The sequence below is a fragment of the Kitasatospora sp. NPDC058190 genome (genome assembly GCF_042883685.1).
Taxonomy (GTDB): Bacteria; Actinomycetota; Actinomycetes; order Streptomycetales; family Streptomycetaceae; genus Kitasatospora.
Genome location: NZ_JBHVVI010000117.1, coordinates 1 through 26,601, shown reverse-complemented (window position 1 = coordinate 26,601; position 26,601 = coordinate 1). Strand labels below are relative to the sequence as shown.

General features: G+C 73.1%; 21 protein-coding genes and 2 pseudogenes. 12 read left to right on the top strand and 11 right to left on the bottom strand.

From position 1 onward, the window contains the following. Positions 1 to 91 precede the first annotated feature (91 nt). Both ACFVWU_RS36430 and ACFVWU_RS36425 read right to left on the bottom strand, forming a co-directional pair. Positions 92 to 2,548, bottom strand: coding sequence for a hypothetical protein (locus ACFVWU_RS36430; RefSeq protein ID WP_387628933.1), 2,457 nt, complete (start codon positions 2,546 to 2,548; stop codon positions 92 to 94). A 533-nt stretch (positions 2,549 to 3,081) separates the two neighbouring features. Beyond that, the gene (locus tag ACFVWU_RS36425) at positions 3,082 to 4,026 is read right to left on the bottom strand and encodes a hypothetical protein (RefSeq protein WP_387628931.1); all 945 of its coding nucleotides are present in this window, start codon (positions 4,024 to 4,026) and stop codon (positions 3,082 to 3,084) included. Between the two features lie 395 nt (positions 4,027 to 4,421). Here ACFVWU_RS36425 and ACFVWU_RS36420 point away from each other — a divergent pair, with 395 nt between their 5' ends. The 5 genes from ACFVWU_RS36420 (at position 4,422) to ACFVWU_RS36400 (ending at position 8,101) form a co-directional block, all read left to right on the top strand. Continuing rightward, entirely contained in the window at positions 4,422 to 4,733 is a 312-nt protein-coding gene (locus ACFVWU_RS36420) for a hypothetical protein (protein WP_387628929.1), read from the top strand. A gap of 5 nt (positions 4,734 to 4,738) precedes the next feature. Further along, complete coding sequence (locus ACFVWU_RS36415) at positions 4,739 to 6,355, top strand: hypothetical protein (protein ID WP_387628927.1); 1,617 nt, start codon at positions 4,739 to 4,741, stop codon at positions 6,353 to 6,355. Further along, complete coding sequence (locus ACFVWU_RS36410) at positions 6,352 to 7,497, top strand: hypothetical protein (RefSeq protein ID WP_387628925.1); 1,146 nt, start codon at positions 6,352 to 6,354, stop codon at positions 7,495 to 7,497. The genes ACFVWU_RS36415 and ACFVWU_RS36410 overlap by 4 nt, the downstream gene beginning before the upstream one ends. 61 nt (positions 7,498 to 7,558) lie before the next feature. After that, positions 7,559 to 7,822, top strand: coding sequence for a hypothetical protein (locus ACFVWU_RS36405; protein ID WP_387628922.1), 264 nt, complete (start codon positions 7,559 to 7,561; stop codon positions 7,820 to 7,822). 57 nt (positions 7,823 to 7,879) lie between these two features. Next, positions 7,880 to 8,101, top strand: coding sequence for a hypothetical protein (locus ACFVWU_RS36400; RefSeq protein ID WP_387628919.1), 222 nt, complete (start codon positions 7,880 to 7,882; stop codon positions 8,099 to 8,101). 39 nt (positions 8,102 to 8,140) lie between these two features. Here the strand turns inward: ACFVWU_RS36400 and ACFVWU_RS36395 are convergent, their stop codons facing one another. Then, positions 8,141 to 11,068, bottom strand: coding sequence for a BTAD domain-containing putative transcriptional regulator (locus tag ACFVWU_RS36395; RefSeq protein WP_387628918.1), 2,928 nt, complete (start codon positions 11,066 to 11,068; stop codon positions 8,141 to 8,143). Positions 11,069 to 11,408: 340 nt separating this feature from the next. On the opposite strand from ACFVWU_RS36395, the gene ACFVWU_RS36390 reads away from it, so the two are divergent. Beyond that, the gene (locus tag ACFVWU_RS36390) at positions 11,409 to 11,540 is read left to right on the top strand and encodes a hypothetical protein (RefSeq protein WP_387628915.1); all 132 of its coding nucleotides are present in this window, start codon (positions 11,409 to 11,411) and stop codon (positions 11,538 to 11,540) included. 163 nt (positions 11,541 to 11,703) lie between these two features. Continuing rightward, positions 11,704 to 14,721, top strand: a complete 3,018-nt coding sequence (locus ACFVWU_RS36385) for a lantibiotic dehydratase (RefSeq protein ID WP_387628912.1) — start codon at positions 11,704 to 11,706, stop codon at positions 14,719 to 14,721. A gap of 3 nt (positions 14,722 to 14,724) precedes the next feature. Here ACFVWU_RS36385 and ACFVWU_RS36380 read toward each other — a convergent pair whose 3' ends face one another. Genes ACFVWU_RS36380 through ACFVWU_RS36370 form a run of 3 tightly spaced genes read right to left on the bottom strand, consistent with a single transcriptional unit; the run spans position 14,725 to position 16,106 of the window. Continuing rightward, positions 14,725 to 15,096, bottom strand: coding sequence for a fic family toxin-antitoxin system, toxin component (locus ACFVWU_RS36380; protein WP_387628910.1), 372 nt, complete (start codon positions 15,094 to 15,096; stop codon positions 14,725 to 14,727). Further along, positions 15,093 to 15,335, bottom strand: a complete 243-nt coding sequence (locus ACFVWU_RS36375; RefSeq protein WP_387628907.1) for a plasmid mobilization protein — start codon at positions 15,333 to 15,335, stop codon at positions 15,093 to 15,095. Before ACFVWU_RS36375 ends, ACFVWU_RS36380 begins: the two co-directional genes overlap by 4 nt. Positions 15,336 to 15,365: 30 nt before the next feature. After that, positions 15,366 to 16,106 (bottom strand): ATP-binding protein, encoded by a 741-nt coding sequence (locus tag ACFVWU_RS36370; protein ID WP_387628906.1) that lies wholly within the window; start codon positions 16,104 to 16,106, stop codon positions 15,366 to 15,368. A 276-nt stretch (positions 16,107 to 16,382) separates the two neighbouring features. Here ACFVWU_RS36370 and ACFVWU_RS36365 point away from each other — a divergent pair, with 276 nt between their 5' ends. Beyond that, the gene (locus ACFVWU_RS36365; protein WP_387628904.1) at positions 16,383 to 17,243 is read left to right on the top strand and encodes an NAD(P)H-binding protein; all 861 of its coding nucleotides are present in this window, start codon (positions 16,383 to 16,385) and stop codon (positions 17,241 to 17,243) included. Positions 17,244 to 17,280: 37 nt separating this feature from the next. Here the strand turns inward: ACFVWU_RS36365 and ACFVWU_RS36360 are convergent, their stop codons facing one another. Continuing rightward, positions 17,281 to 18,468 carry an MFS transporter gene (locus ACFVWU_RS36360; RefSeq protein WP_387628939.1) on the bottom strand — a complete coding sequence of 396 codons (1,188 nt, stop codon included), beginning with the start codon at positions 18,466 to 18,468 and terminating at the stop codon, positions 17,281 to 17,283. Positions 18,469 to 18,719: 251 nt separating this feature from the next. Here ACFVWU_RS36360 and ACFVWU_RS36355 point away from each other — a divergent pair, with 251 nt between their 5' ends. Further along, positions 18,720 to 19,487: a slipin family protein gene (locus ACFVWU_RS36355; protein ID WP_387628937.1), complete on the top strand. Its 768-nt coding sequence runs from the start codon at positions 18,720 to 18,722 to the stop codon at positions 19,485 to 19,487. A 197-nt stretch (positions 19,488 to 19,684) separates the two neighbouring features. On the opposite strand, the gene ACFVWU_RS36350 is transcribed toward ACFVWU_RS36355, so the two are convergent. Next, positions 19,685 to 19,936, bottom strand: coding sequence for a LodA/GoxA family CTQ-dependent oxidase (locus ACFVWU_RS36350; protein WP_387628935.1), 252 nt, complete (start codon positions 19,934 to 19,936; stop codon positions 19,685 to 19,687). Positions 19,937 to 20,180: 244 nt separating this feature from the next. On the opposite strand from ACFVWU_RS36350, the gene ACFVWU_RS36345 reads away from it, so the two are divergent. Beyond that, entirely contained in the window at positions 20,181 to 21,545 is a 1,365-nt protein-coding gene (locus tag ACFVWU_RS36345) for an FAD-dependent oxidoreductase (protein ID WP_387628902.1), read from the top strand. A gap of 7 nt (positions 21,546 to 21,552) precedes the next feature. Here ACFVWU_RS36345 and ACFVWU_RS36340 read toward each other — a convergent pair whose 3' ends face one another. Then, complete coding sequence (locus ACFVWU_RS36340; protein WP_387628900.1) at positions 21,553 to 22,170, bottom strand: TetR/AcrR family transcriptional regulator C-terminal ligand-binding domain-containing protein; 618 nt, start codon at positions 22,168 to 22,170, stop codon at positions 21,553 to 21,555. A 245-nt stretch (positions 22,171 to 22,415) separates the two neighbouring features. Between ACFVWU_RS36340 and ACFVWU_RS36335 the strand changes: the two are divergent. Next, positions 22,416 to 22,958 (top strand): annotated as a pseudogene (locus ACFVWU_RS36335) (lipase family protein); the annotation flags it as partial. Positions 22,959 to 23,018: 60 nt separating this feature from the next. Here ACFVWU_RS36335 and ACFVWU_RS36330 read toward each other — a convergent pair. Further along, positions 23,019 to 25,388: an ABC transporter permease gene (locus ACFVWU_RS36330; protein ID WP_387628898.1), complete on the bottom strand. Its 2,370-nt coding sequence runs from the start codon at positions 25,386 to 25,388 to the stop codon at positions 23,019 to 23,021. A gap of 73 nt (positions 25,389 to 25,461) precedes the next feature. Then, positions 25,462 to 26,166 carry an ABC transporter ATP-binding protein gene (locus ACFVWU_RS36325; protein ID WP_387628895.1) on the bottom strand — a complete coding sequence of 235 codons (705 nt, stop codon included), beginning with the start codon at positions 26,164 to 26,166 and terminating at the stop codon, positions 25,462 to 25,464. A 224-nt stretch (positions 26,167 to 26,390) separates the two neighbouring features. On the opposite strand from ACFVWU_RS36325, the pseudogene ACFVWU_RS36320 reads away from it, so the two are divergent. Then, positions 26,391 to 26,601 (top strand): annotated as a pseudogene (locus tag ACFVWU_RS36320) (hypothetical protein); the annotation flags it as partial.

The window sequence follows — 26,601 nt, the reverse complement described above, 5'->3', positions numbered from 1 at the left end:
CGCGACCATCTGACCGACCCGGCCACAGCCCGCCGACACCGACCGCCGACGGGCTACCTCGTGCTGCCCGGCCAACCCCCTGGTTTTCCGGTCAGTGCACCTGGCGGCGCAGCCTGACGGTCGGACGGGTGCCGGGCGGTGGCTTCAGGCGCTCAAGGGCCTCATTGAAGGCATCTCGGCCGTCCGGGTCGGCCGGGTCGAGCAGGGTGCGAACAGCCTGCCACACGGCCGCGTTGCGCGTGCAGAGCCGGTGGAGATCCACGCGCCGCAGGGGCCGGGTGTCGACGGCGTCGGCCTGTCGGGCCCAGACGAGCCACTGGTGACTGACGGTACCCGGTGCCCTCGGTGCCCTGCACGGGCGCCTTGCCGGGTCGGCCTGTTCACGCAGCAGAGCAACGCTCGCCCTGATCCTGTCAGTGGCGTTGACGATGTCGTGCGGGCGCGCGGGGCCGGGAGAACCGAGATCGCGCTCCAGAAGCTCGTCGAGCTCGGGTACCCGGGCGCAAAGTTCTTCCGCCAGCTCGGGGGTGCTTCGCTTGAGGGTCCTCAGCAGCTTCATCCGGTCCGGCCAGTGCTCGCCGCCCCCGGCGACGACACAGAGCAGGCACTTCCACAGCGACTCCTCCCGTTCGAACCAGTCGGCCACGGTGTGGATGTCGGGTACCGGCCGGCGGTCCGCGCGCTCGTGCCAGGTCCGCTCCATCACGTGAGCGACGCCGTCCAGCAACTGCCGGTCGTAATCGGCCACCTCGGCGTCCAGCGCGCTCCCGGATTCAGGCCGGTAGCGATCTGCGAACGGGTGCGGGTAGGTCTCCCGCTCGAAGCGGCGGAAGCAGGCCTCCCGGCGCAACTCGGACAGGTCAGGGTCCTCGGTCAGCAGCCAGGACCGTTTGAGCTCCACGAATCCGCTCTCGGCGCAGCGCACGGCCTTCTCCAGTTCCAGGGTGGCCCGGTCCGCGAGCGTTTGCCGCTCCGGCTCCAACTCCGTGTACCCGTGCATCGCGACGGCATACACACACGCAGAGTTGTAGTGCTCCTGCCACTCGATGCGGCGCCGCTGCGGTACCGGACACCGGCTCCGGCGCGCGTGGCGCAGCCGCTCCTCCAGGTCTTGGGCCTTGGCGGGCCAGCGCATCTCGGTGGCACGCCAGTACACCGCGCGGCGCCAGCGCAGGCAGGTCGGCGGCGGCAGCTTGGAACTGTCGGGGCAGTCAGGGGTGCCGTTTGCGGCGAACTCGTACCAGGCCCAGGCCAGTCTCAGTGGCGCCCAGACATCACGATTGATCCGGAGCACCGCCGGGTTGAGCGTCTCCTCCCAGCTCATGCGCGGCACCAAACGGGAGATCAGGCAGTCCTCCGCCAGCCGGCACATTTCCTGGGCACAGGCGCGCTGGAAGACCACCCGCAGGTGCTCCTGTTGGCCCGGGTCGCGGAGAATCCTCCTCAGGCGATCCCGCATCCGGTCGGGATCGGTTTCCCCACAAGGAGGGGCGACCGTCTGCCAGTACCGGTCCGCGAGCACGGGCCGCAACGACTGCCGGAGCTCGTCCAAGGCCCGGTCCGACGGATTGGAGCGGTCGACCGCTCTGGACCAGCTGGCCGCCATCCGCTCCGACATCCCGAGCACCACGGCATAGCGGTGCCGGGCCTGCATCACGACGCCGTACCGCTGCCGGTGATGGACCGACTTCCAGCGTGCCCAGGACAGCGGGCGGGACCACAGCCGACGGTTTCCCTCCTGCGTGCTCTGTCCTCCGAGGGTGAAGACCGAGCGGTACATCTCGAGCGCCGCGAGGCTCAGACCCAGTTTCTCCTGGGTCGCGGCGATCTGGGAGCGCAGGTAGAGGTTCGTCGGGTCACGGTGGAGTGCCGCGTAGTAGCGGTCCAGAGCCTCATCGAACCGGCGCTCGTTCCCGAGCTCCCGCGCCCTCTGATAGTGGGCGAACAGTTGGTAGGGCAGATCGCGGCCGTACCACTGCTGCCACGGCGGCCGCCGGCCGGCGCGTGTCACCGGAAGCAGAGCCGCCGCCACCCAGTAACCGGCCCTCCTGACGGCACCCTCCCAGGTCTGGTCCCAGACGGTCTCCATGCGGCTGCCGCGAATGGCGTACGAGGTGACGGTCACCGTCACGCCGCAGGCCGGATCGTGATCACCGCAGCGCAGTACACCGGTGACCAGGTAGGCGACCTTGGGTCGCAGCCGGCTGAGCAGCCGCAGCAAGCTCGTCCCGAGCTTCTTCGGCTCCAGGTCGACGTCCCCGAGCAGATCCAGGAAGCTGTCCGCGGGTGCCTCGGCGGGCAGGACGCAGGGCGGGTAGAGCTGGGTCTCCGACAGCTGTTGGCGGAACAGCGCCGTGAGGGCGCCGAGCGGCGGCGCGGCCCTGTCTCCGGGAGTGGCCGCAACCAGGTCCTTCACGTCGACCGGCCCGGGCCGGTAGGCGTTACGGACGAGCAGGTATCTGCGCCCCAGCACCACCAAGGTGATCGCGAGCACCAGGCAGGCCAGCTGGAAGCTGAGGGGAGCACCACGCCCGCCCACGCTCAGCACCCACGCGAATCCGTTGAAGAACTCAGTGACCCACCCTCGGTACCACGGCAACGGGCGGGTCCCGCTCGGGCCCAGATGTTTCGCCCCCGCCCAGGCGACTAACGCCATTAGGAGGACAAGGACCACGATCACACCGAAGCGCCACCGTCCGACCCGTGGGAGCGGAAGCGTCGAACTCCTGGTCCGAGAACGTTTCGCATGCATAGCGACCTCGCAGGCCACCGCCTCCACCTGCCAGTCTTCGCCTCCGCACGCCCGGAATCAAGACAGGTGCAAGGGCTGCCTGAACACCGTCGAGTGCGAGGTGCCCGCCTCCGACCCGGATTGGGCCGCGCTGGAGTACGCGGCCTCGCAGGCCCGTCGACCCGCAAGCACTTCGGCCGAAACGTTCGCGGCCCGGTGATCCGATGATCCGGCGGGCCGGTCCGCTCGCGAAGCCACGGCGAAGCGATAGGGAGCCGACCGCGACGGTCGTGACGGTGTGCCACTCCCGCACATGAACAGTTGCAAGAGTTCTGCGAGGCCCCGAAGAGTCATGACTGGATGAGCGACAGCAAGGTGTGTCGGACAACCGTCGAGCTCGACATCATGCCGACGTACCGGCCTGATTCGGTCAGCGCGATGTAGTCGTCATCGCTCAGTAAGGCCGCGCGCACCCACTCCGCATCGGGGACCGACCGGTCCACCGAGGCCGTGTGGAGCACGGCGCGAAAGAGGCACTGCAGCCGCATGCCGTCGATCTCGCGGGGCGGCGTCTCCATCGGCCTGAGGGCTTCAGCCAGCAGTTCCTCTTCGAGGACCGGGCTGGGATCGTCGACTTGCCGGCTGATGATCCAGCTCTTGCTCTGCGGGATGACGAGGGCCACCGGTGCCGGAGCATTCGGATCACCAGCGCGGTTGAGATGAGCCGCCGCCGCCAAGCTGTTCATCTGCAAGTAGGCCGCCCGGTAACGCTGGTCAGAGGCCAACAGGCCCTCGAGTAGCTCTTTCGGTCGGCCCCAGCCGAGATAGTGCCCGGCCTTGCCGCCTTGAACGGCCGTGAAGACGATCACTGACGGTCTGCCGAGACGCTGCGCTCCGGCGCACAGGACGAGCAGCCGGGTCTCCCACCAGGCATGACCGTCTTCAAGGTCAACGATGACGACGGTAGTGCCGGCGGATCTGCGCAGCGTGCTGAGGATATGGCTACCGCCGCTGTCCACCACGGGCAGGCCCGGCTGCTCGGTGATGTTGCGTGGAATCACCACCGGACGCTGGGAGGCGGTTGCCGCGTTCAGCGCGATCTTGACGCCGGCGACCTCGAACGAGCCGCCACTGGAGGCCCAGCCGTCCAGGACCACCAAGATCACGGGGACGAGGCTCAGTACGGCGATGCCCAGCAGCGCCCAGCCGGTGGGCACCTCCTCCAGACGCAGTTGCTTTCGGGCAGCACCCCAGGTGATCAGCAGCAGCACGAACAGGATGAGGGCGAAAAGCATCGCCAGCTTGGTACTGAGCGGCCAGAACCCCGGAGCGTGCTTCTTGGAGTGCCCTGATCGTGGTTCGTGGGACTTTGCCATGTCGAACGCCCTTTGCGGTCTGATGTCAGGCGATGCCTCTGCCCGTCCGGGGCGCGCTACCGCACGGCACCAGTCTGTGACAGATGCACGCCGCACGCCCGCCGCAGCGACCGGGAAGACTCATCGACCCGGCTCACCACCGTGCTGCCCATCTGCCGTCCAACGGCAAGTCGGGAGCGCCCGGGTTGCGCCGTCCCGACGACGGGACCTCCCGGAGTTCCGGTCCGGCGCGCACTTCGCTGCCGCGCGTGCGTGAATGAATCGTCCGCGTACGCATCTCTGTTCGCGGTTCGAGAAGTTCGCAGGAAAGCGTCATGACACAGACGAAGAAGCCGCAGTCGGTGGACCATGTGGTGATCATGGTTCAGGAGAACCACACCACCGACAACTACTTCCGCTCCATGCCGGCGTACGGGGCGAACGTCGCGACCGGCCGGCCGCACCCGACGCCCACGCCCACCCCACCGCCGCCCTCCCCGGTCGACGAGCCCAAGCCCGTCACCGACGTGCTGCTGCGCGACGGCACCTCGCTCGGCCGCCCCAGGACGTGCTCGTCAACTGACATGCGTCGGGCGGCCCGTGACGGCCGCCCGACGCCGGACCCGGGGCACGGGAAAAGGATGTGAGAGCGATGGTCGAGTTCCACGAACGGCGGCGGGTGACGGCCCAGGTGCGGCAGACCGGCGAGGAAGGCGCCCGGGCCCCGGTCGGCGACTACGTCTCGCGGGCCGACGCGCTGGCGCCCGGCCGGCTGTACCGCCAGGTGCTCGGCGTGGACGGCGCGGCCCGTCCGATGACCGCGCAGGAGCTCGCGGGACTCGGCGACCCGATGGCCGCGGTCTTCTTCCGCCGGGGCGGCTTCCCGATGACCCTCCAGGATCTGCTGGGCGGCCTGCCGCCGCTCACCTCGGCCGCGCAACAGGCGGTGTACCTGATCGGCGAGGCCGGCCAGATCCCGCCCGCCAGCACACCCGGACTGCACCGCGACCTCCGGTTCGCGATCGCCCGTTCCGTCCAGGGCCGGGACGTCGACCTGCTGATCAGCACCGGCGCCAACGCCGACCCGGCCACCACCTTCCTCCAGGTCGCCGCCTGGGACCCGGCCGCGAAGGTGTTCAACTACTACATGCGGATCAGACCGGCCTGGGTCTGGGCCGGGAACTCGTGGTCCGCGCTCGCCGACGGCTCCCGGGGCAACGGCTGCTTCGACAGCCATGTCAACGGCAGTGTCGTGATGAAGGAGCTGAAACAGCCCTGGAGCAACTGGCAGACCCAGGCGGCCGGCATCCAGCTCGCCCCCGACGACCCGTTGCGCGCCGACCCGCTCTACCAACAGGTCACGGACGCCCAGAAGCTGGAGCTGACCGTCCGCTCGCTGGTCACCCGCTGGACCGCGGCCCGGCTGGACGCGGTCACCGCGAGCGGCACCATCGAGCACCCCGACCACCTGCTGCGCCAGTTGTTCACCACCACCTCGGTCAACCTGGCCAGCACCTCCACCCAGAGCACGACCGTCACGCCGGCCAGCGCCAACCTGCCGCTGCCCGCCGGATTCTGGTTCAACGGCGATGCCCTGCTGGACATGGACACGCTCGCTCTGCCCTCCACCGCCGCGCTGCCGCTGGCGCCCGCCGCCCGGTACGTCGAGAGCCTCACCACCTTCGACTTCCGGCTGGAGGAACGGGCGAGCGGCTTCTCCCGGCCGGGCGACACCTTCTTCGCGTTCGTCGTCCCCGAGGCCGCCTACGAGGACAACGACGTGGTGCGCCAGCTGGTGCAACGCGGGATCGTCCCGGCGAAGCTCGCCGCCTGCGCCCTCATGGTCGACTTCACCAACCCGGTGTTCAGCCCGGACCGCGCCCGGCTGGCGGCCTACGTCCCGACCGCGCCGACCGCCGTCGCCGCGCTCGGTGAGCAGGTCGTCCGGGCGATCCTCGCCGCCGCCGCGAAGCTGCCGGCCGACAGCCCGGAGGGGCGGTTCGCGGCCGCCTGGGCACTGGCCGACGACGCGTGGCGTCCGGCCTTCGCCCGGCGCATCGACGCCTACCTGGTGAGCGTCGCCGACCGCATCCGCACGAACGCCGGATTCGCGGACTACGTACGGCTGGCGGAGTCCCGCCGTCGCGATTTCAAGGCGATGCGACTGGACGAGTTCGAACTCACCCTGCCCGTCACCAACATCCCCGCCGCCGCCCCCCGACTGGCGATGGCCGAGGACGCCACCGTCACCCGAAGGAGACCGTCGTGAGCACCATCAGCTCCTACGACCCGCCCGGTAACCTCACCGACCTGGACGACACCGGACGCAAGGCCTGGAACGACTTCGTCACCAGCAACATCGACCGGGCCGTCAAGGGCCCCGACGACAGCCAGGCCCTCCACGACAGCCCGCGCAGCCAGTACTACGACCTCACCACCACCGACACCGCCGCCGACTCCACCGTGGCGACCGTCTCCTGGACGGCCTTCCCACGCCGGATCAAGGTGACCTCGACCGGCGACTCCCAGCGCTGGCAGCGCGCGGACGCGAGCCGCGACGTCCAGGACGAATACTGCGAGTGGAGCGTCGCCCGCGACCCTGCATCGGGGAAGATCACCCAGGTCATGTTCACCTGCGAGGGCCCCGAGTACTGGGACCTGCTCGCACGGTCGAGCCCGGACACCGTCCTCCAGCTCTACCGCACCCACATCGGCCCGAACGTCCAGCAGAGCGACCTGTTCGGACCCGACGGCAGCTACCGGCCCCGCAACCGCTGGAACGACTCCACCGCCCACGGGGCGATGCACCTGATCCAGGCGGCCAACACGCTCAGCGCCGAGATCGAGCTCGCCGCCGCGGCCACCATCGTGCGGGTCGTCAACGGTGTCGAGCTGACCACCGAGCAGGAGCTCATCCAGTGCAGCAAGTACGGTGAGCCGGAGCGCAACAGCGACCCGCACATCGGCGCGGCCGTGAACGCGCTCGCCCGGCAGAAGGCCGACATCGCCCTGGCCAACCCCGTCGGGCTCTACTTCGACGACCTGGCCACGGACGGCTGGGCCGCCCCGGACGGCTCCGACCCGAAGAGCTACTGGACCTACCAACGCGGCGACGCCGCCCACCCGGTGCGGGCGCTCTACCAGGTACCGGCGAACAAGGGCTTCACGGTGGGGGACATCACCATCAACGGCACGCCGATCCGGTTCGGCGCGCAGATCGCGGACTTCATCACCATCAAACTCTCCGCCGTCGCCTGCCGGTTCGGCCAGAGCACCACCCAGCCGCAGACCGCCTGCGTGGAGTTCCCACCGGCGTCCGCCGGGCCGACGCTCACCACGAGCGCCCGGTCGGAGCCCGGCCACCGCAGCCCGCTCTCCGCCCCCGGGGCCCCGGCCACCCGGCGCCGCTGATCGCCCTGGCCTGGTTCCGCCCGAGCGCCTCGGTCCGCCCTGTGCGGCCCGGGGCGCTCCCATGCGCGGGAACCGCCACCTCTCCGCCGACGAAGGCCTCGCCGACCAGGCACTCGTCGAAGGGCTCTACGACATCCTCGACCGCGAACCCGGCGCCGACCGCATCATCGTCACCGCCAAGATCGACCACCGCAATCGCGCCGGCAAGCGCCTCACGGAGCGCAACGGCCTCCAAGACCTGCGCCGGGCGCCGGAACTGACCTGCGGACGAACGGGTCGAGCGGGGCGGTGCTCGGACGTTGATCCTGCGTTGATCGGGGGGTGACAGCGTACGGGTGCCGCCGAAAACTCGGTCGGAAGCTTGGTAGAGAGGCACATTCGGATGTTCAAGCACCGCAGCAGCACCCGTATCGCAGCCCGGCTCGCCTCGGTGGCGGTGGCCGTCGGGCTGGCCGTCCTGCCGCAGGTCGGCGCCTCGGCGCAGGCCCAGTCGCGGGCGGCGACGCAGGCTCACACCCAGGTGCAGGCCGGCCAGGCGACCGGTGGCGGCACCGCGACGGGCGGCGGCAGCGACATCAAGGAGTGGAACGGCACCGGCGCCTAGTCCGTGCCCCGCACGATGGGCAGGCAGATCTGGCACGACTCACGCCTCGGCCGGCAGTGCGACCAGCTCGCCGAGGAGGGTGGCCACGTCGGCGGCGTCCGGGAGGCCGAGGCGTTCGAAGATGGCGTGCGCCTCGTGCAGCCGGGCCCGGGAGGCGTCGGGGCGGCCGAGTTCGGCGAGGGAGCGGCCGAGGACGACCAGTGCGTACCCCTGGTCGCGCTGGGCGCCGGTCTCCACGGTGATCGCCAGGGCCGCCTCGGCCTCCGCCGCCGCCTGTTCCGGCCGGGAGAGGGCCAGCAGGGCCTCCGCAAGGCGCACGCCCGCCAGGGCCTCCCGATCGCGGCGGCCGGCGGTGGCGGCGAGGGCCCGGCACTCGCGGCAGCGGTCGGCGGCCTCCTGATAGCGGCCCAGGCCGTGCAGGGCGAGGCCCAGCACGTAGAGGGTGTACGCGGTGTTGGCGGTGTCACCGAGCGCGCGCACCTCGGGGAGGACCTGCCCGCAGGTCTCGGCCGCCTCGGCCGCCTGACCGTGCCGCACCCGGGCCAGCGCGGCGTTGACGGTGCCGGCCACCGCGCCGGAGCGGTGGCCCAGTTGGCGGGCCAGCTCGACCGACTCCTCGAAGCGGCGGATCGCCTCCTCATTGCGGCGCAGCGCCTGGGCGATCAGACCGAGGTTGTTGAGCACCTGACGGAGGATGACGGTGTCCCCGGCCGCCCGGCTGGCCCGCTCCGCGAGCTCGGCCTCGGTGCGGGCCTCGTCCAGCCGGGTGGCGGCGAGTCGGAGGCCGCAGAGCAGGAACCGGGCCCGGCCTTCGGCGAAGCGCTCGCCGGCCGTGGTGGCGGCGCCGATCAGGGCGAGGGCCGCGGCCTCCAGCCGGCCGCCGAGTTCGCCCGGGCCGAAGGGGCTGAGCGCGATCAACAGGTCGGTCGCGGCACGGAGTTGGTCGGCCGGGCCGGCTTCGGTGGCCAGCCGGCCCGCCAGGGCGATGGCGCCGGGGTTCTCCGCCCGGACCCAGGCCCGCGCGGCGGGCAGATCGGCGAGCACCGGCCCGGGGAGTGCGGGCGAGTCGCCACCGAGCGCCCCGGCCACCGGGTCCCCCGGCACCGCGAGCTGGAACGCCGTACGGGCGCCGGCCAGCAAGTGGCCCAGCAGTCGGCCGCGCGCCGCCCCGGATTCGGCCCCCTGGGCCCGGGAGGTGCGGCGGGCGAAGCCGCGTAGCAGGTCGTGGTAGCGGTAGCGGCCGGCGGTGAGCGAGTCGAGCATGGCGGCGTCCACCAGGGACTCCAGCAGCTCCTCGGCCTCCTCCGGCCCGAGGTCCAGCAACGCCGCGGCGGCGTCCAGGCCGACGTCCGGGCCCTCGGCCCAGGCGGCCAGCCGGAAGGCGCGGGCCTGTTCCGGGGTGAGCTGGCGGTAGCCGAGTTCGAAGGCCGCGTCGACGGCCAGGTCCCCCATCCGCAGCTCGTCGATCCGGCGCTGTTCGTCGGCGAGCCGTTCACTGAGGCTGGCGATGGTCCAGCGCGGGCGGGCGGCCAGCCGGGCGGCGGTGATCCGGACCGCGAGCGGCAGGTAGCCGCAGGCCGCCACCAGGTCCAGCGCCGCTTGCGGTTCGGCGGCCAGGCGCTGTTGCCCGATCACCCGCCCGAGCAGGTCGACGGCCTCCTCGGGGGTGAAGACGTCCAGGTCCAGCTGGAGGGCGGTGGGCAGGCTGGTCGGGCGGGCGCGGCTGGTGACCAGTGCGGCGCAGTCGGGCGAGCCGGGCAGCAACGGGCGGATCTGCGCGGTGTCGCGGACGTTGTCGAGGACGACCAGCAGGCGTCGGCCGTCGGTCAGCGACCGGAACAACGCGGTGCGGTCGGCGATGGTGTCCGGCACGGCCTCGGGGCGGGTGCCGAGCGCGGTCAGGAAGCCGGCGAGCACGTCGGCGGGGCCGGCCGGGAGGGCGTCGGCGCCGCGCAGGTCGGCGTAGAGCTCGCCGTCGGGGAAGGCCGCGCGGGTGCCGTGGGCGGCGTGCACGGCCAGCACCGTCTTGCCGACACCGCCCATACCCACCACGGAGACCACGGGCAGCGCGTCCCGGGTGGGCACGGTGAGGGCGGCCCGGATCGCCTCGACCTGGGCCGACCGGCCGATGAAGTCACCGGGGGCGGGCGGGAGTTGGGCGGGTCGGGGCAGACCGGCGGGGGCCGTGGCCACCACCGCGGACTCGGCCGTCGCGGGCGGCTCGTCCACCGGCTGGGCCTCCTCCGCGGACTCCTCGCCGTTCAGGATCCGCCGGTGCAACTCGGCCAGCTCGGGGCCCGGTTCCACGCCGAGCTGGTCCACCAGCACCTCGCGCACCCGGCGGAACGCCGCCAACGCGTCCGCCTGCCGCCCGCTGCGGCTCAGCGCCCGCATCAGCAGGCCGTGCGGCCGCTCGCGCAGCGGGTGCTCGGTGGTCAGCGCGGTCAGCTCGGGTACGCAGCGCGCGGCCCGGCCGAGCGCCAGGTCGAGCGCTATCCGCTCCTCCAACAGCGCGAGCCGCAACTCCCCGAGCCGGTCACGCTGCCGCTGGGCGTACGGGCCGGGGATTCCGGCCAGCGGTTCGCCCTGCCACAACTCCAGCGCCTCATTGAGCAGTTCACGTGCCTGCCCGGGACGCCCGGCGGCAGACTCGGCCTCGGCGCGAGCGGCCAGCCGCTCCGCCTGCTGGGCGTCCACCGCATCCGGGGGCAGCACCAGCCGGTAGCCGTCGCCGAGCGAGACCAGGACGGCGGGCGTGCCCTGGCCGGGTTCCAGCAGTTTGCGCAGCCGCCAGGCGTACGTGCGGACCGTGGTGGTCGCGGCCTGCGGCGGCTCCTCCCCCCAGAGCGCCTCGATCAGGTCGGCGGCCCCAGCCGCTCCACCCGGGCGCAGCAGCAGGACGGCGAGCATCGCCTGCTGCTGCGGGCTGCCGAGCCGCAGCGCCGTGCCGTCGCGCCGGCCGCGCATCGGTCCCAGTACCGAGAACCTGAGTTCCGCCCATCCCTCGCCCACGCTTGTGCCCCCACAGCTCGGCCACGGGTCACGCGGCCGTCGATCTTCGTTGGTGTCGCACAGACTAGGCAGACGAGCGGCCCCCTGCCGAGTACCAGCCGCCTTCCGGCGTGGGTGCGTTGATCGGGCGTCGATCGGGGGCGTGGCGGCGTTGACCTTCGGTTGATCGAGTGTTGATCGCGCCCGCCTAATGTTTCCGATGTCAGAGGGACCGTGGAGCCTACGGAACGTCGGTCAGGCGGGACGCCTGCCCTGCCCTCGAAAACTCGTTGGATTCCATGAAAGGTGGTTCGCCGTGAACGACATCCTGGAGCCCGACGTCCTGGAGATCCGCGCCCCCGCCCAGGAGGGGACCGAGGCCCGGCACGCAGCCGCCGGCGGTTCCCGGCCCTTCTCCTGCAGCTCGACCCACAACTCGCGCTGCTGAGACTGATCCGACCTATCCGACTCCCGGTGCGGCGGCACATCCCCCGGCCGCCGCACCGGGTTCTCTCGGCCCTCCTTCCCCCGCTTCCCGATCTCCCTCCCCGTTTCCGATCGTCCCTCCCCGTTCGCTTCCCCCGTCGCTCCCCTCGGTAGGAGACCCCGCCATGTCGGACACGCCGACCTTCGCCTGCGGCGAGGTCGCCCTGCTACGGGCCGCCGTCCGGCCTGCCCGCGCCTTACCCGAAGCCCCCGCCCCGCACGGATCCGACCTCGACCAGCTGAACGCGGCCCTCGCGGACCCCCTGCTGCGCGAGGCCGTCGCCGTGTCCAGCCCCTCGCTGAGCCGGGTGCTCGACCGGGTCGAGGCCGGTCTGCCGGTGATGCCCAAGCAGATGCGCAAGGCGGCCCGCGCGGTCACCCGGTACCGGCTGCGGATGTCCGACCGGGCCACCCCGTTCGGCCTGATGGCCGGGGTCGCCACCGCCCGCTTCGCCGACCGGCCCGCCGTGCGCTGGGGCGGGCGTCCGCGCAAGGCGGCCCGGCCCGACCAGGAGTGGCTGACCGGGCTGGTCGCCGCGCTGGAGCGCGAGCTGCCGGTGCTACGCGGGCTGCGGGTGACCGCCAACGACCTGTGCCAGGTGCGCGGCGACCGGCTGGTGCTCCCGCACCTCCCGGCGCCCGGCACCGAGCAGCGCACGGCCGGGCGGGAGCAGTCGATCCGTCACACCGCGACGATCCGCACCGTGCTGGACCACGCCGCCGAGCCGCTGCGGTGGACCGAGCTGCACCGGGCCGTCACCATCGCGCACCCCCAGGTGGACGGCGCGGCGGTGGACTGGCTGCTCGGCGAGCTGGTGCGCACCCAGGTCCTGCTGACCGACCTGCTGCCACCGCTGGAGCAGCCGGACCCGATCGGGCACCTGCTGGCCAGGCTGCCCACCCTTCCGATCGCGACCGAACTACGCGCCGTACAAGACCAGTTGGCATCGTACGAGCGCACCGCGCCCGGCGAGGGCCTGCCCCGGTGGCGGGCGCTGACCGAGCGGATGCGCCGATTGCACCCGGCCGAGCGACTGGTACAGGTGGACCTCGGCCTCGACGTCGACGTGCGGCTGCCGCCGGACGTCCGCACCGAGGTCGAGCGCGCCGCGCACGTGCTGTGGGCGGTCTCGGCGGGCCGCCCGGGACCGGCACACCTGCGGCAGTACCACGAGGACTTCATGGAGCGGTACGGGCTGGGCCGCGCCGTGCCACTGCTCGAACTGCTCGACCCCGAGCGCAGCCTCGGCGCGCCCGCGGGCTACCAACTGCCGCGCAGCACCCGCCCGCTGCGGCCCGGCGAGCCCGCCGATCCGCGCGACGAACTACTGCTCGCGCTCGCCCAGCGCGCCGCCGCGAGCGGTGAGCGCGAGCTGCTGCTCGACGACGGGCTGCTGGCCCGGCTCAGCGGCACCGGCACCACCCCTCCGCCCTCGCTGGACCTGCTCGCCGAGCTGCGGGCCGACTCACCCGAGGCGCTCGCGGATGGCGACTTCACCCTGGTGGTGAACGGGATCGGCGCCACCGCCGGGGCGATGGCGGGCCGCTTCGCGCACCTACTCGGCGACGCCGGCCGGCCGCTGACCGAGGCGGTGCGCGCCCTGCCCACCGACAACCCGGAGGCCGTCCGCGCCCAGCTCGCCTTCCGCACGCCCCGCGCGCACACCGGCAACGCGGCCCGGGTGCCGCGGGTGCTGCCGTACATCGTCCCGCTCGCCCGGTTCGCCGACCGCGCGGACCCGGGCACCCTCGGCCTGACCGACCTCGCGGTGGTCGCCGACCATGACCGGCTCGCGGTGGTCTCCCGCCGGCTCGGCCGCGAGGTGGTGCCGACCGTGCCGCACATGCTCGCCACCGATGTGCACGCGCCCAACGCGGCCCGGCTGCTGGACGAGCTCTCGCGCGGCAGCTCCGCCGCCCGGCCGCGCTGGCGCTGGGGCGCCGCCGAGTCGCTGCCCTTCCTGCCCCGGGTGCGCTACGGGCGCACGGTGCTCAGCCCGGCCCGCTGGCGCCCCGAGGAGCCGGGACTGCGCGACGGCGACCTGCCGTACGAGCGGTGGTCGGCGCAGCTGGAGCAGTGGCGGCGCCGTTGGCGGGTGCCGCGCGTGGTGCAGAGCGTGAGCCGCGACCAGCGCCTCACCCTCGACCTGGCGGACGAGCGCCACCGGGAGCTGCTGCGCCACGCGTGGACCGGCAGCGCCGACGGATTCCTCCAGGAGGCACCCGAGCGGCCGGCCGGCTGGCTGGGCGAGGGCGGCCACACCAACGAGCTGGCCTTCGCCCTCATCCGTCGCTCCCCCGGCACGGCCCGCACCCCGGCCGTGGCACCGCCCCGACGGCGGACCGTGCACGGCCCCGGCTCGACCTGGCTGTACGCCAAGCTCTACTGCTCCACGGCCCGCCAGGACGACCTGCTCAGCCAGGAGCTGCCCGCGCTGCTGGAACACCTCCCCGCCGCGGTCGACCGCTGGTTCTTCATCCGCTACCTCGACCCGGATCCGCACCTGCGGCTGCGCTTCCACGGCGACCCGGCCGCGCTCTGCGCCGACCTGCTGCCCACCCTCGGCGCCTGGGCCGACCGCCTGGCCACCGCCGGACTCGCCGACCGGCTGGTCCTGGACGGCTACGAACCGGAGTTGGAGCGCTACGGCGGCCCGGCGGCGATGGCGGCGGCCGAGCGGGTGTTCGCGGCGGACAGTCGCTCCTGCCTGGAACAGGTACGGCTGCTGCACGAACACCGCCTGGACGTCCACCCGTTGACCCTCGCCGCCGCCAACTACGTCGACCTGGCCCACCACTTCGGCGACCTCGGCCTGCTCGCCCGGCTCTACCGCGCTGCCGAACGGCACGAACTGCCGTCATCCGTACGGGAACAGGCCAAAACGCTGATCGACCCCGGCGGCCACTGGACCGAACTCGGCCGGCTGCCGGGCGGCAGTGAGCTGCTCGCTTCCTGGGACGAGCGGGCCGCCGCCCTGGCCGCCTACCGCGCACGGCTGGACGAGGAGTGGAGCGGCCCCGACACGGCGCTCGGGGCGCTGCTGCGCATGCACCACAACCGGCTGATCGGCGTGGACCGCACGGGCGAGGAACGCTCGCTCGCCCTGGCACGGCGGACGGTGCGGGCGTACCAGGGGCGATGAGGCTCAGCGGTACCAGGAGCGGATCGCGTCCGCGGTCTCCCGTACGTCGGCGTTGCCGGCGCGGATGCGGGCGGCGAGGTCGACGGCCTGCTTGGGTTCGGCGGTGACGATGACGCCGGAGGCGCTGAGGTAGGAGGCGGCGACCACGGCGGCGAAGTGCTCGTTGCCGGACTCCAGCGCCGGGACGCGGATCAGCTGGTGCATCAGCGCGGCGGCGCGCTGATGGACGGCCTCGTACACGGGCACGTCCATGACGGCGTCGGCGTGCCTGGCCACCGCGGCGGCCAGGGTGCCGTAGTCGGTGATGTCCGGGTCGCCCGGCAGGAACTGGTGGGCGATGTCCAGCAGCCAGACCCGGTCGATCCGCAGGATCACGCCGCGTCCGCCGTGGCCTCGCGGGTGCTCCGCGGGTACGGCCCGAACTCCGCCTCGAACGTGGGCCCCCAGGCCTGCGCGAAGTGCGCGGCCGCGGTCAGGAACCGCTCACGCCGCTCGTCCGCCTCCTCCGCCAGCACCTTGCGCGCGTAGTCCGGCAGGCTCATCCCGGCCGCCTCGGCGCGCTGCTCCAGGGCCTCGTGCAGGGCGTCGTCCAGGCGGACGTTCAGCTGCTTCATAGCGGCGAGCGTAGCGCCGCCTAGTGTCCGCTACAAGATGGGCTCAGAGGAGTCAGCCACACTCACGCCCGCCCGCTCCTGCCAGCCGTCGTCCCGCCGGTCCTCGACCCGGACGTCCAGGGCGGGCCAGTGCGCCGCCCACCGGACCAGCCGGTGCGCGTCCACCGGGCTCTGTGGGACCAACGAGGCGTCCGGCAGGAAGGTCACACAGGTGCCGGTGGTGCCGTCGGGCTCGATCGGGTCGAGGCCGGTCACCGGGATGCCGTGCTCGTAGCGCTGGGTCCAGGCGCCGTTGCGGCGGCGGTTGGTGTGGAGCAGCCGGGTGCTGAGCGCCGCGACGACGGACATGCCCCGGCGCGGCCGCCCGTCCGGGAGCCGCTCCGCCGCGGGGGAGGCCTCCGAGGAGTTCTCCGTGGAGTCCTCCGGCGAGCCCTCCGGCGAGTTCTCCGGGGAGTCGAAGAAGCGCAGGTCCTTGGTCGCCATGACCGGCTTCTTGACCACCTCTCCGCGCTCGTCGACCCGGGTGTCGGTACCCCGCCCGTCGTCCCGCACGGAGACCGAGCCGTCGGCGTGCAGGGTGACGACGCATCGCCCCGCGCCCCGGCCGGCCGCCTCGTCGGCCGCGTACGCGAGCACCTCCAGCACGAGGTGCTCCACCCCGCCCGGCGCGAAGCCCCCGGCGTCGCGGCGGATGCCGGCGAGGTGCTCCGCGTCCACGGCGGCGGCCCAGTCGTGGGTGGTGTTGATCCAGGTGGTCCTTGATCCGTCCATCCGAGGAGTATCCCCCAGCGACGGCCGTCACCCCGCTCCGGCCCCCGCCACCGGCTGGTCGCCCAACGCACTGTGCCGGTACAGGACTTGCCGTCCGGCGCGGGCCCTCACCGGCAGCCCGGTCGCGTGCGGCACCCGTGCGCGTCGGAGCATCCGCCAAGCCTCCACCGGGAACCCGGCCTTGATCCTCCACCGCCCGGCTGCGATCATCCACCTGACGTGGAATCAGGTTCGCGTCGCAAACGGGGAACGACGGGGAAACAAGGAGAAACATCCGTGATCGTCGTGACGGGCGCCACCGGTACGGTCGGCTCCAAGGTGGTCGTGGGGCTGCGTGAGCGTGGCCAGGCGGTTCGAGCGCTGGTGCGCGCCGGGTCGGAGGGCCCGGCCGAGTGGGACGAGGCGGTCGAGCGGGTGGCCGCCGACTTCACCGACCCGGACTCGCTGGACGCGGCCCTCGCCGGGGCCGACACCGTCTACCTGCTGGTGGCGGTGCACCCGGAGATGGCCGCCCACGAACGGAACGTGATCGACGCCGCCGTCCGTACGGGCCGCTGCCCGCGGATCGTGCTGCACGCCGCGGCCGGCGTCGAGTACCGGCCGGAGGGCGTGCGCTTCGTCGGCGCGCACGTCGCGGGCCTGGACCACCTGAAGGCCTCCGGCCTGCCGTGGACGGTGCTCGGGCCGAACGGCTTCTACCAGAACTTCCTCGGGATGGCCGAGTCGGTCAAGGCCGGCACCCTGGCCGTGCCGGGCGGCGAGGCCGCGGTGTCGTACGTGGACGCCCGGGACGTCGCGGCGGCCGCCGTCGAGGTACTGGCCACCGACGGGCACGAGGGCGCGGTCTACACCCTGACCGGCCCGGCCGGGCTCACCCATGGGGAACTGGCCGAGCAGCTGACCGCCGTCGCGGGCCGCCCGGTGTCGTACACCGCGCTCGCGCCGGAGCAGGCGCTGGCCGGGATGCTCGGCGCGGGCTGGCCGGCGTGGCGGGCCGAGGGCATGGTCGAGCTGTACGGGCTGTACGCGGCCGGGCAGGCCTCGGCGGTCAGCTCGGACGTGGAGAAGCTGACCGGCCGCCGGCCGCGCTCCTTCGCCGAGTTCGTCGCGGAGCACGCGGACGTCTTCCGCGACTGAGGCACCGCCATCGCCTGACAGCCGTGCGGGCGCGCCGTCACTCCACCGCGACGGCGCGCTCCCGGTCCCAGCGGCGGTCCGACAGCGCCGGAGCCAGCGCCCCCAGCATCACCCCCGCCGTGAGCGCGAACGCCCACCGGTACCCCGTCCCTCCCGCGACCGCCCCGAAGGCCGACGCGCCGACGCCCATCGCCCCGTCGTAGGCGACGTTCCACAGCGCGGTGACGGTCCCGAACCCGGCCGCCGGCACCCGCTCGTACATCAGCGCCAGCGTGGCGTTCTGCGCGACGCCGAAGCCGAGGCCGAACACCGCGGCCCCTGCCACCACGGCCACCGCACTGCCCGTCCAGGCCAGCAGCAGCACCCCGCCCGCAGAGGCCAGCAGCGCGGGCAGCACCAGCCGGGCCGCGCCGCGCCGGTCCCCGTACCGCCCGGCCAGCCAGCGGCCCAATGTGGCGGCGCCCGGCTGGACGAACAGCGCCACCGCGACGGCGCCCGCGGACGGCACGGCCAGCGGCAGGAAGGTCACGATGATCCCGGCCCCCAGCGCCGTCGAGGCGAACACCACGGCCGGGCGCAGCAGTCCGCCGGAGCGCAGCCCCTGCCGGATGCCGACGGTCGCTCCGCCCGTACGGTCGCGCTCGGGCAGGGCGGGGACGGACGCGACCGCGACCAGCGGGCCCGCCGCGCCGATCACGAACACCCAGCCGTAGCCGATGTGTTGGGCCAGCCAGACGCCGAGCGGCAGTCCGAGCACGGCGGGCACGCCGGAGACCAGGCCGACCAGTGCGAGGCCCTCGCCACGCCGCTCGGCGGGGATCAGCGAGGCGGTCAGCGCTCCGCCCGCGACCAGGGTGATCGCGAAGCCGAGGCCGCGCAGCAGGCAGACCGCGACCACCGCCGCCATGCTCCCGGTCAGGGCGAGCACCAGCGCGGGCGCACCCAGCATCCCCAACCCGGCGGCCAGCACCGGGCGGTAGCCGTAGCGGGCGGTCAGCGTGGGGGTGAGGAACTCGCCCACCACGGTGGCGAGCATCAGCGCGCCGGTGGCCAGGCCCGCCGCGTGCTCGCCGCCGCCGGATTCCTGGGCGTACAGCGGGACGGTGGACAGCAGTAGGTTGAAGCCGATCGATCCGCCGAGCAGGGAGACGAAGCGCACCAGCAGGGCCCTGGTCATCAGCGGCGGACGGGCCGAAGCGGATTCTCGGGACTGGGAGTTGGCCATCGTGGTCACCTGCAGACGGTACCGGGCACCGCGCCGGACCGCCGGTGCGAACCGGCCGCCGTCAACGATGCGTCAAGATCCCCCTTCACACGCCTTACCGCGCGGGCCGGGCGGGCGCATACTGTGCTGCGCGCGACGCGCCGCGGCGACAGGGCCACTCCGGACCCGGCCCGGCCGCGCCGCGACGGGGAGAAGGTAGAACAGGCGTGGCAGTACTCGTGATCGTCGTCGTGGTCGTCCTGCTCTGGCTGATGACCGGCGTGCGGGTGGTGCAGCAGTACGAGCGCGGCGTGGTCTTCCGGCTGGGCCGGGTGCGCGGGTCGGCCCGCCAGCCGGGCCTGACCCTGCTGGTGCCGCTGCTCGACCGGATGCGCAAGGTGAACGTCCAGGTCGTCACCATGCCGGTGCCCGCCCAGGAGGGCATCACCAAGGACAACGTCTCGGTGAGTGTCGACGCGGTGCTGTACTTCCGCGTGGTCGAGCCGATCAAGGCCACCGTGGACGTGCAGAACTACAACTTCGCCATGCTGCAGGTCGCCCAGACCTCGCTGCGCTCGGTCATCGGCAAGAGCGAGCTGGACGACCTGTTGTCCGGCCGGGAGCACCTGCACCAGGGCCTGGAGGTCATGCTGGAGAGCCCGGCGGCGGGTTGGGGCGTGCACATCGACCGGGTGGAGATCAAGGACGTCAGCCTGCCCGACTCGATGAAGCGCTCGATGGCCCGTCAGGCCGAGGCCGACCGTGAGCGCCGCGCCCGGATCATCACCGCCGACGGCGAGTTCCAGGCGGCCGCCAAGCTCGCCGAGGCGGCCGGGATGATGGCCGACACCCCGGCGGCGATGCAGCTGCGCATGCTGCAGACCGTGGTCGAGGTGGCCGCCGAGAAGAACTCGACGCTGGTACTGCCGTTCCCGGTGGAGCTGCTGCGCTACTTCGAGGCCTCCACGGCACGCATCGCCGAGGGCGCCGACGCCCCGTCGCAGGCCCCGGCCGGGGCCGCGTCCCGAGAAGTGGTGTAGTTGTCGTGCGCCAACGGTCATGCGGTGGGCGGTAGTTCGTCACGAGCGTGCTCACCGGGGTCAGTGCGACACTTGATCTCGCGGTTGATCCGCTCCAGGGGGTTGGTGAACTGGATCCAGTGCCCTGAGTCCTTGATCCGTCGTCATTCAACGCATGGGAGGTCCTGGGCCGAAGCCGGCGAGCCGGTGTTGTCGGATCACGAGCGACAGGTGCTCGGTGCGTGGGTGCGCGAGCCACCGGCACGGCCGGAGCCGCCCCGCGGCCACTGAGCCCCACTCGAGCCCGGCGGCCGCCACCCAGCGGGGTGGAGGCCACCGTTGCCCCCGAGGATCAGCAGCCGGCCTCGTTCATCCGTCCAGACCTCGCCGAGGCCGACCTTCTTTCCCGTGTTCGTTCCGCTGTCGAAGTTCTCATGCTTGGCGCTCGCCCCTTTGACCCTCCGGACCATCGCCAACGGATCATCCGAACGAGAAGGCCCCGGCGCGGGCAGACGGCCCCGGCCATCCCGCCGCAGGCGCCCGTCGACAGCGGCTGACGACGACTGGCCGACCCGGATCGTTCCCGGGTCGGCCATAGGTCTGCTCTATGACGTCATAGAGCAGCACCGACTACACCCCCGCGCGACCAGCGGGTTGGCTGCAAGGGTCCAGACCATTGGCCTCCCGCTGCGCCCGACCGGAGGAACCGCCCGCATGACCCGCCCGATCAGAGTCGCGATCGTCGGAGCCGGCCCCGCCGGCATCTACGCCGCGGACGCCCTGCTGAAGTCCGACGCCGCCCAGACGCCGGGCGTCTCGATCGACCTGTTCGAGCGGATGCCCGCCCCGTTCGGCCTGATCCGCTACGGGGTCGCCCCCGACCACCCCCGCATCAAGGGCATCGTCACCGCCCTGCACCAGGTGCTCGACAAGCCCCAGGTCCGGCTGTTCGGCAACGTGGACTACCCGTCCGACCTCGCCCTGGACGACCTGCACCGCTACTACGACGCCGTGGTCTTCGCCACCGGCGCGACGGCCGACCGGGCGCTCGGCATCCCCGGCATCGACCTGGACGGCTCGTACGGCGCGGCGGACTTCGTCTCCTGGTACGACGGCCATCCGGACGTACCCCGCAGCTGGCCGCTGGAGGCCGAGAAGGTCGCCGTCCTCGGCGTCGGCAACGTCGCCCTGGACGTCGCCCGGATCCTCGCCAAGACCGCCGACGAGCTGCTGCCCACCGAGATCCCGCCGAACGTCCACGAGGGCCTGAAGCGCAACCGGGCCGTCGAGGTCCACGTGTTCGGCCGCCGGGGCCCGGCGCAGGCCAAGTTCAGCCCGATGGAGCTGCGCGAGCTGGACCACTCCCCCACCATCGAGGTGATCGTCGCCCCCGAGGACATCGAGTACGACGACGGCTCGATCGCCGAGCGCCGCGCGGTCAAGCACGTCGACCTGGTCGCCTCGACGCTGGAGAACTGGGCGATCCGCGACGTCGGCGACCGCCCGCACCGGGTCTACCTGCACTTCTTCGAGTCCCCGGTGGAGGTGCTGGGCGCGGACGGCCGGGTGGCCGGCCTGCGCACCGAGCGCACCGAGCTGGACGGCACCGGCAACGTCCGCGGCACCGGCCGCTTCACCGACTGGGACGTCCAGTCCGTCTACCGGGCCGTCGGCTACTACTCGGACGAGCTGCCCAAGCTGCCCTTCGACCCGGTCACCGGCACCGTCCCGCACGAGGCCGGACGCGTCCTGGAGGGCGACGGCTCGCACCACACCGCCACCTACGTCACCGGTTGGATCAAGCGCGGCCCGGTCGGCCTGATCGGCCACACCAAGGGCGACGCCAACGAGACCGTGGCCTGCCTGCTGGCGGACCACGCCGCCGGCGAGCTGCCCGGCGCGGTCGAGCCGGACCCGGCGGCGGTCGAGGAGCACCTGCGCGGGCGGGGCGTCCGCTACACCATCTGGGAGGGCTGGCAGCTGCTCGACGCCCACGAGCGCGCGCTCGGCGAGGCCGAGGGCCGGGAGCGGGTCAAGGTGGTCGAGCGCGAGGAGATGCTCCGCCACAGCGGGGCGTGACAGCGCCTTACGGGCGGACGATCGGCAGCAGCACCTCGTCCACGATCGCCGCCGGGTCGAGGTTCACGCTGTCTCCCCCGCACATCTTGATCCGGTACAGCATCAGCGCCGGGACCACGTCGGTGACCAGCGGGGTGACCGCCCCCGGGCGGACCTCGCCCCGGGCGGTGCCCCGGTCGAGCACCTCGGCGATCAGCGCGGTGGTGGGCCCGACCACCCGCTCCAGCACAAGCTCGAGGAAGGCGTGCGCGCGCTGGTGGTCGAGCTCGCTCATGATCGCCCGGACGGCTGCGCCCAGCTCGCTGAACATCGCGGTGCGCAGCCCGGTCACCACCTCCAGGAGGTCCCCGCGCAGGCTGCCGGTGTCCGGAGCGGGGCCGGCCGGGGGCAGGCTGGCCCGCAGCGCGTCCATGACCAGTTCCTCCTTGGAGGACCAGCGGCGGTAGAGCGCGGCCTTGCCGGTCTGCGCGGCGGCGGCGACGCCCTCCATGGTGAGTCGCGCGTAGCCGTCGGTAGTGAGCTGCTGGAGGGCAGCCTCGTAGATGGCGCTCTCCAGCACCTCGCCGCGCCGCCGGAGCGGGGCGGCCGCCGTCGCTGCGCGCGCAGGGCCGTTTTCAGCGGACATGGCTGCGCACCTTCCGGGGGGGGTTCCTGTGCTCCAGGCCTCCTACCAATGTTAGTAAACGAACTCGTTCCCTCCCAAGCACCGTGCGGGGCCTCCTGGGGCGGTGCCCGGTCCCGGAAGCCGGGGACACCGGTGTCGGCGACCACAAATCCCATGAAGCAATCAGATGACCTGTACACATACAGGTGTTCGCGGCGCTGTTCGCGTGACTCCGGCGCGCCGCCACCCCGACGACGGGCTGCCGGTCCACCACCCCGCCCTGGCCCGGGCCCGCCGGAACCGGCTACGTCCACTTCGGCTTCGCCGAGGCCCTCGAATCAATCTACCCGGACGTCCGCAAGGCCCTCACCGAACTGCGCACCAACGGCCAGACCGCCTGGCTCACCGGCCACAGCCTCGGCGGCGCCCTGGCGATGCTCGCCGCCGCCCGCCTCACCCTGGAGGATCCGCGACTCACCGCCGACGGCGTGTGCACCTTCGGCCAGCCCCGCACCTGCGACCACCTGCTCACCGCCGCCTACAACAAGGCGCTCAAGGGCCGCAGTTACCGCTTCGTCAACCACAACGACATCGTCCCGCAGCTCCCGCCCGAGCCGACCTTCACCCACGTCGACGCCCTGCGCTTCATCGACTCCGCCGGTACGGTCCACGAGGGCGCCAGCGGCCTCCTGGCGGGCGTCGCCAACCGCGCCAAGGGCCTGACCTCCGCCGCCTTCGAGCCCACCGGTGAGGGCGTGCGCGACCACTTCATGCGCAACTACCTGACGGCACTGGAGAAGAACCTCTGACCAGCCACGGTGGCCGACGCCGACACCGGACGTTCGTACGGGTGTCAGCGCCGGCCGCCGCTACTCCGTCCGCAGCGCCACCGCCGTCCCCATCCGGGCCGCCCAGCCCGCCGGGAGCAACGCGCCGCCCACCGCCATCAGCAGACCAGCGAGCAGCAGCGGCGCCAGGACCCATCCGTGGTAGACCGCCAGATCTGCGGTGGGGATCGTCGTCCCGGCGGCGCGGCCCATCTGCGGCACCACATAGCCGTGCAGCGCGATGCCGATGGGGATGCCCGCCAGGCCCGCCACCGCACCGATGCCCGTGACCGAGGTGAGGATCATGGTGACGGTCTGGCGTGGCGTCATCCCGAGGGCGCGGTGGATGCCGAAGTCACGGATCCGTTCCCGGATGTCCAGGAGCACCGTGTTGAGCACCCCGAGCCCGGCCACCGCGACCAGCATCAGGGCGAGGGTGGCGGCCAGTGCGTCCATCGACGCGGCCATGCTGCTCAGGCCGCCGCGGTTCGGCTGGGCGCTGATGCCGTAGGGGGCCAGACGCAGGGTCAGCGCGTCCAGGTAGGACTGCTGATCGGTGCCGAGTGCGAGGTCGATGTCGAACTCGACGGACTCCGGGATGACGCGGGCGTCGAGCCCGTCCAGGGAGCGGGCGTCGGTGAGGATGACCTGGCGGGTGGCGAAGGCCTCACCGACGATGCGGACCCGGGCCTGGTGGCCGTTGGCGGTGAGGGTCACGGTGTCGCCGAGGCGGGTGCCGGTCGCGGTGAGGAAGCCGCCGGGGACGACAACCTGGCCCGGGCCGTCGAACCAGGAGCCGGCGACCATCTGGTACGGGCCCCAGGAGGAGTCACCGGTGTAGGCGACCACCTCGGTCGGCCCGGCCAGGCCGGCCACGGCGACCTTCGTCTGCCCGGTGCGGAAGAAGCGCCGGGTGCCAGGCTGGGCCCTGACAAGGGCGGAGATCGTCTCGGGGTCGGCCTGCCGGACGGGCGGGGCGGCGGCGCCCGGTACTGGCGCGGGCGGCGGCCCGAAGGCCTGCACCACCACCGCGCCGGGCGACTTGCGGTTCATGCCGTCCTGGATGCCGTTCAAGGACAGCGTCAGCCCCAGCGCGAAGGTGACGCCGACGCTGCCCAGCAGGACCGCGGCGATCATCGTCGCGGAGCGGCCGGGCCGGGCGAACGGGCCGCCCAGCCCCAGGCTGACCGGGCGTGGCAAGGGGAGCCGGCCGAGCAGTGCCCGCACCGCCCGGCCTCGACCGGCCCTCGGGGTGCGCCCGGTGGTCAGCGCCTCCACCGGGCGCAGCCGTCCGCCGCGCAGCGCCGGCACCAGGGCGGCCCCGGCGACGGCGGTCAACGCGCCGGCGACGACGGCGAGATCGACCCACGGGGCGATGGTCAGGCTCCCGGTGCCGTACGCGTTCGCGGCCTCGCCCATGACGGGGACGGCGAGCAGGTTGGCCAGCAGCACGCCGACCGGCGCGCCGAGCGAGGCGGGGATCAGCGCCTGCCCCAGGTAGGCCCGGACCACCTGTTCCGGGGTGAAGCCGAGCGACTTCAGGATTCCGATGCGCCGGGTGGCCGCGCTCACGGAGCCGCCCACCACAACGGCGATGACCAGGACCGACATCACCAACCCCAGCGCCCCGAAGGCGACCACGAACGGCACGAAGGTGGCGGAGGACTTCTCGGCGGCCCGCTCGACCGTCAGGTAGGAGCCGGCGGAGGTGATCGCGCCGGGCGGGACGGCCGCGGCCAGCACCGCCCGGTCCGCGCCGATCTGCGCGTCCGTCGCGGCCTCGTGGAAGCGGTAGAGCATCTGGTACCCGGGCCGGGCGCCCGACGGGGCGAGCCGGGCAAGGGTCGCCGGCGGCACCCAGGCGTCGGCGCTGGCGGTCATCGACTCCGCCAGGCCGACCACGGTCAGGCTCGGGCCTCCCGGCAGGTCGGGGAAGGCCAGCCGGTCGCCGACGTCCAGCGGCGCGTTGCGGGCCTCCAGCACCACCTCGCCGGGGCCGTTCGCCCACCGGCCGGAGGCCAGCCGCAGGGCGTCCACCGCTCCTCCGGGTTCGGCCCGGCCGACGATCCGCAGTGACTCCATCTCCCGGCCCACCGGCATCCCGGAGGTGTTCGCCCCGATGCGCGGGCTCACCGACAACACCGGGTACGGCCCGGCCGAGGCCGTCACCCCGGCGGCCCGCGCGGTCGCCGCCACCTGTGCCTCGGTGCTGCGCGCCGGGTCGTACTCGGCCGTCAGGTGCGCCCCGCGCCGCGCCGCGAACGCGGTGTCGAAAGGCGCCCGGGAGGCGATCAGCAGTCCCGCCGCCAGCACCGAGGCGGTCACGGCCGTCAGCACGGTCAGCAGGACCGCCAGGGTCTGCACCCGGCGACGGCCGACCCCGGCCCGGACCACCTTGCCCAGCGCGCTCATGCGCCCACCTCGCTTCGCTCGGCGGTCGCTTCGCTTGACGCGTACCTCTCGATGACGAGCTCGCTCCGCTCGCTCATCGCAGCGCCTCCGCCGACGCCGACGCCCGGACGTCCCGGGCGATCCGGCCGTCGACCAGCTCGATGGTCCGCGTGGCGCACTCCCGGGCCAGCGCCACGTCATGGGTGACCAGCACGATGGTCTGGCCGTCCCGGTGCAGGCCGACCAGCAGATCCCGGACGTCCGCCGCGGAGGCGCTGTCCAGTGCTCCGGTCGGCTCGTCCGCGAGCAGCAGCGCCGGACGGTTCATCAGCGCCCTGGCGACGGCCACCCGCTGCCGCTCCCCGCCGGAGAGCCGTCCGGGGAAGGCCGACGAGTGTCGGGCGATGCCCAGCCGCTCCAGCGATTCGGCGGCCCGGCGCCGGGCCAGGGCCCTCGGCAGGCCCGCCAGCTGGGCGGGCAGCAGCACGTTGTCGGTCACGGTGAGGTCGTCGAGCAGGTGGAAGAACTGGAAGACCATGCCGATCCGCTCACGGCGGTGGCGGGCCAGCGCGGCCTCGCTGAGCCCGTCCAGGCGCAGCCCGGCGACGGTCACCGTGCCCTCGCTGGGCCGGTCGAGCCCCGCGATCAGGTTGAGCAGCGTCGACTTGCCGCTGCCGGAGCGGCCGAGGACGGCGAGCGATTCGCCCGCGGCCACCTCCAGATCGAGGCCGGCCAAGGCGGCTTGGCCGGAGTCGTACTCCTTGCGTACGGCTCGGAGCTCGATGACGAACTCGGTCACGGGGTCCCTCCAGGGATCACAACGGGTCAGCTTCGCCGAAAAAGCTAGGCCTGATGCCGGGTCACCCGCGTCCGGCAAGGTGACGAACCCGGCTCCGCCGCCCCGGGTCCGCCGTGCGGAGGAGGCTGTCGGGCCTCCTCCTCAGGGAGGAGGCCGCGGGTGGGAGGCCGCCTCGTCGGGCGGAGGGATGCGGCGGGGCGGGCCGCTTTGCCAGACTCCGGGCCGTGGATCTTCAACCCCTCACCGATCTCGCCCGCCGCTGGTCCGCCGGGCTCACCGCACTGCGCATCACAGCCGCTCCGCCGCTGCGGCGGAGCGGGTGGTCCTGGGCCGCCGACGCGGCGCTGGCGCTCGCGCTCACCGCCGGGACGGTGGACAGCGCGCTGAGCCGCTCGCCGGTGCGCGTGTCGGAGACCGCGCCGACCCTGGCGGTCG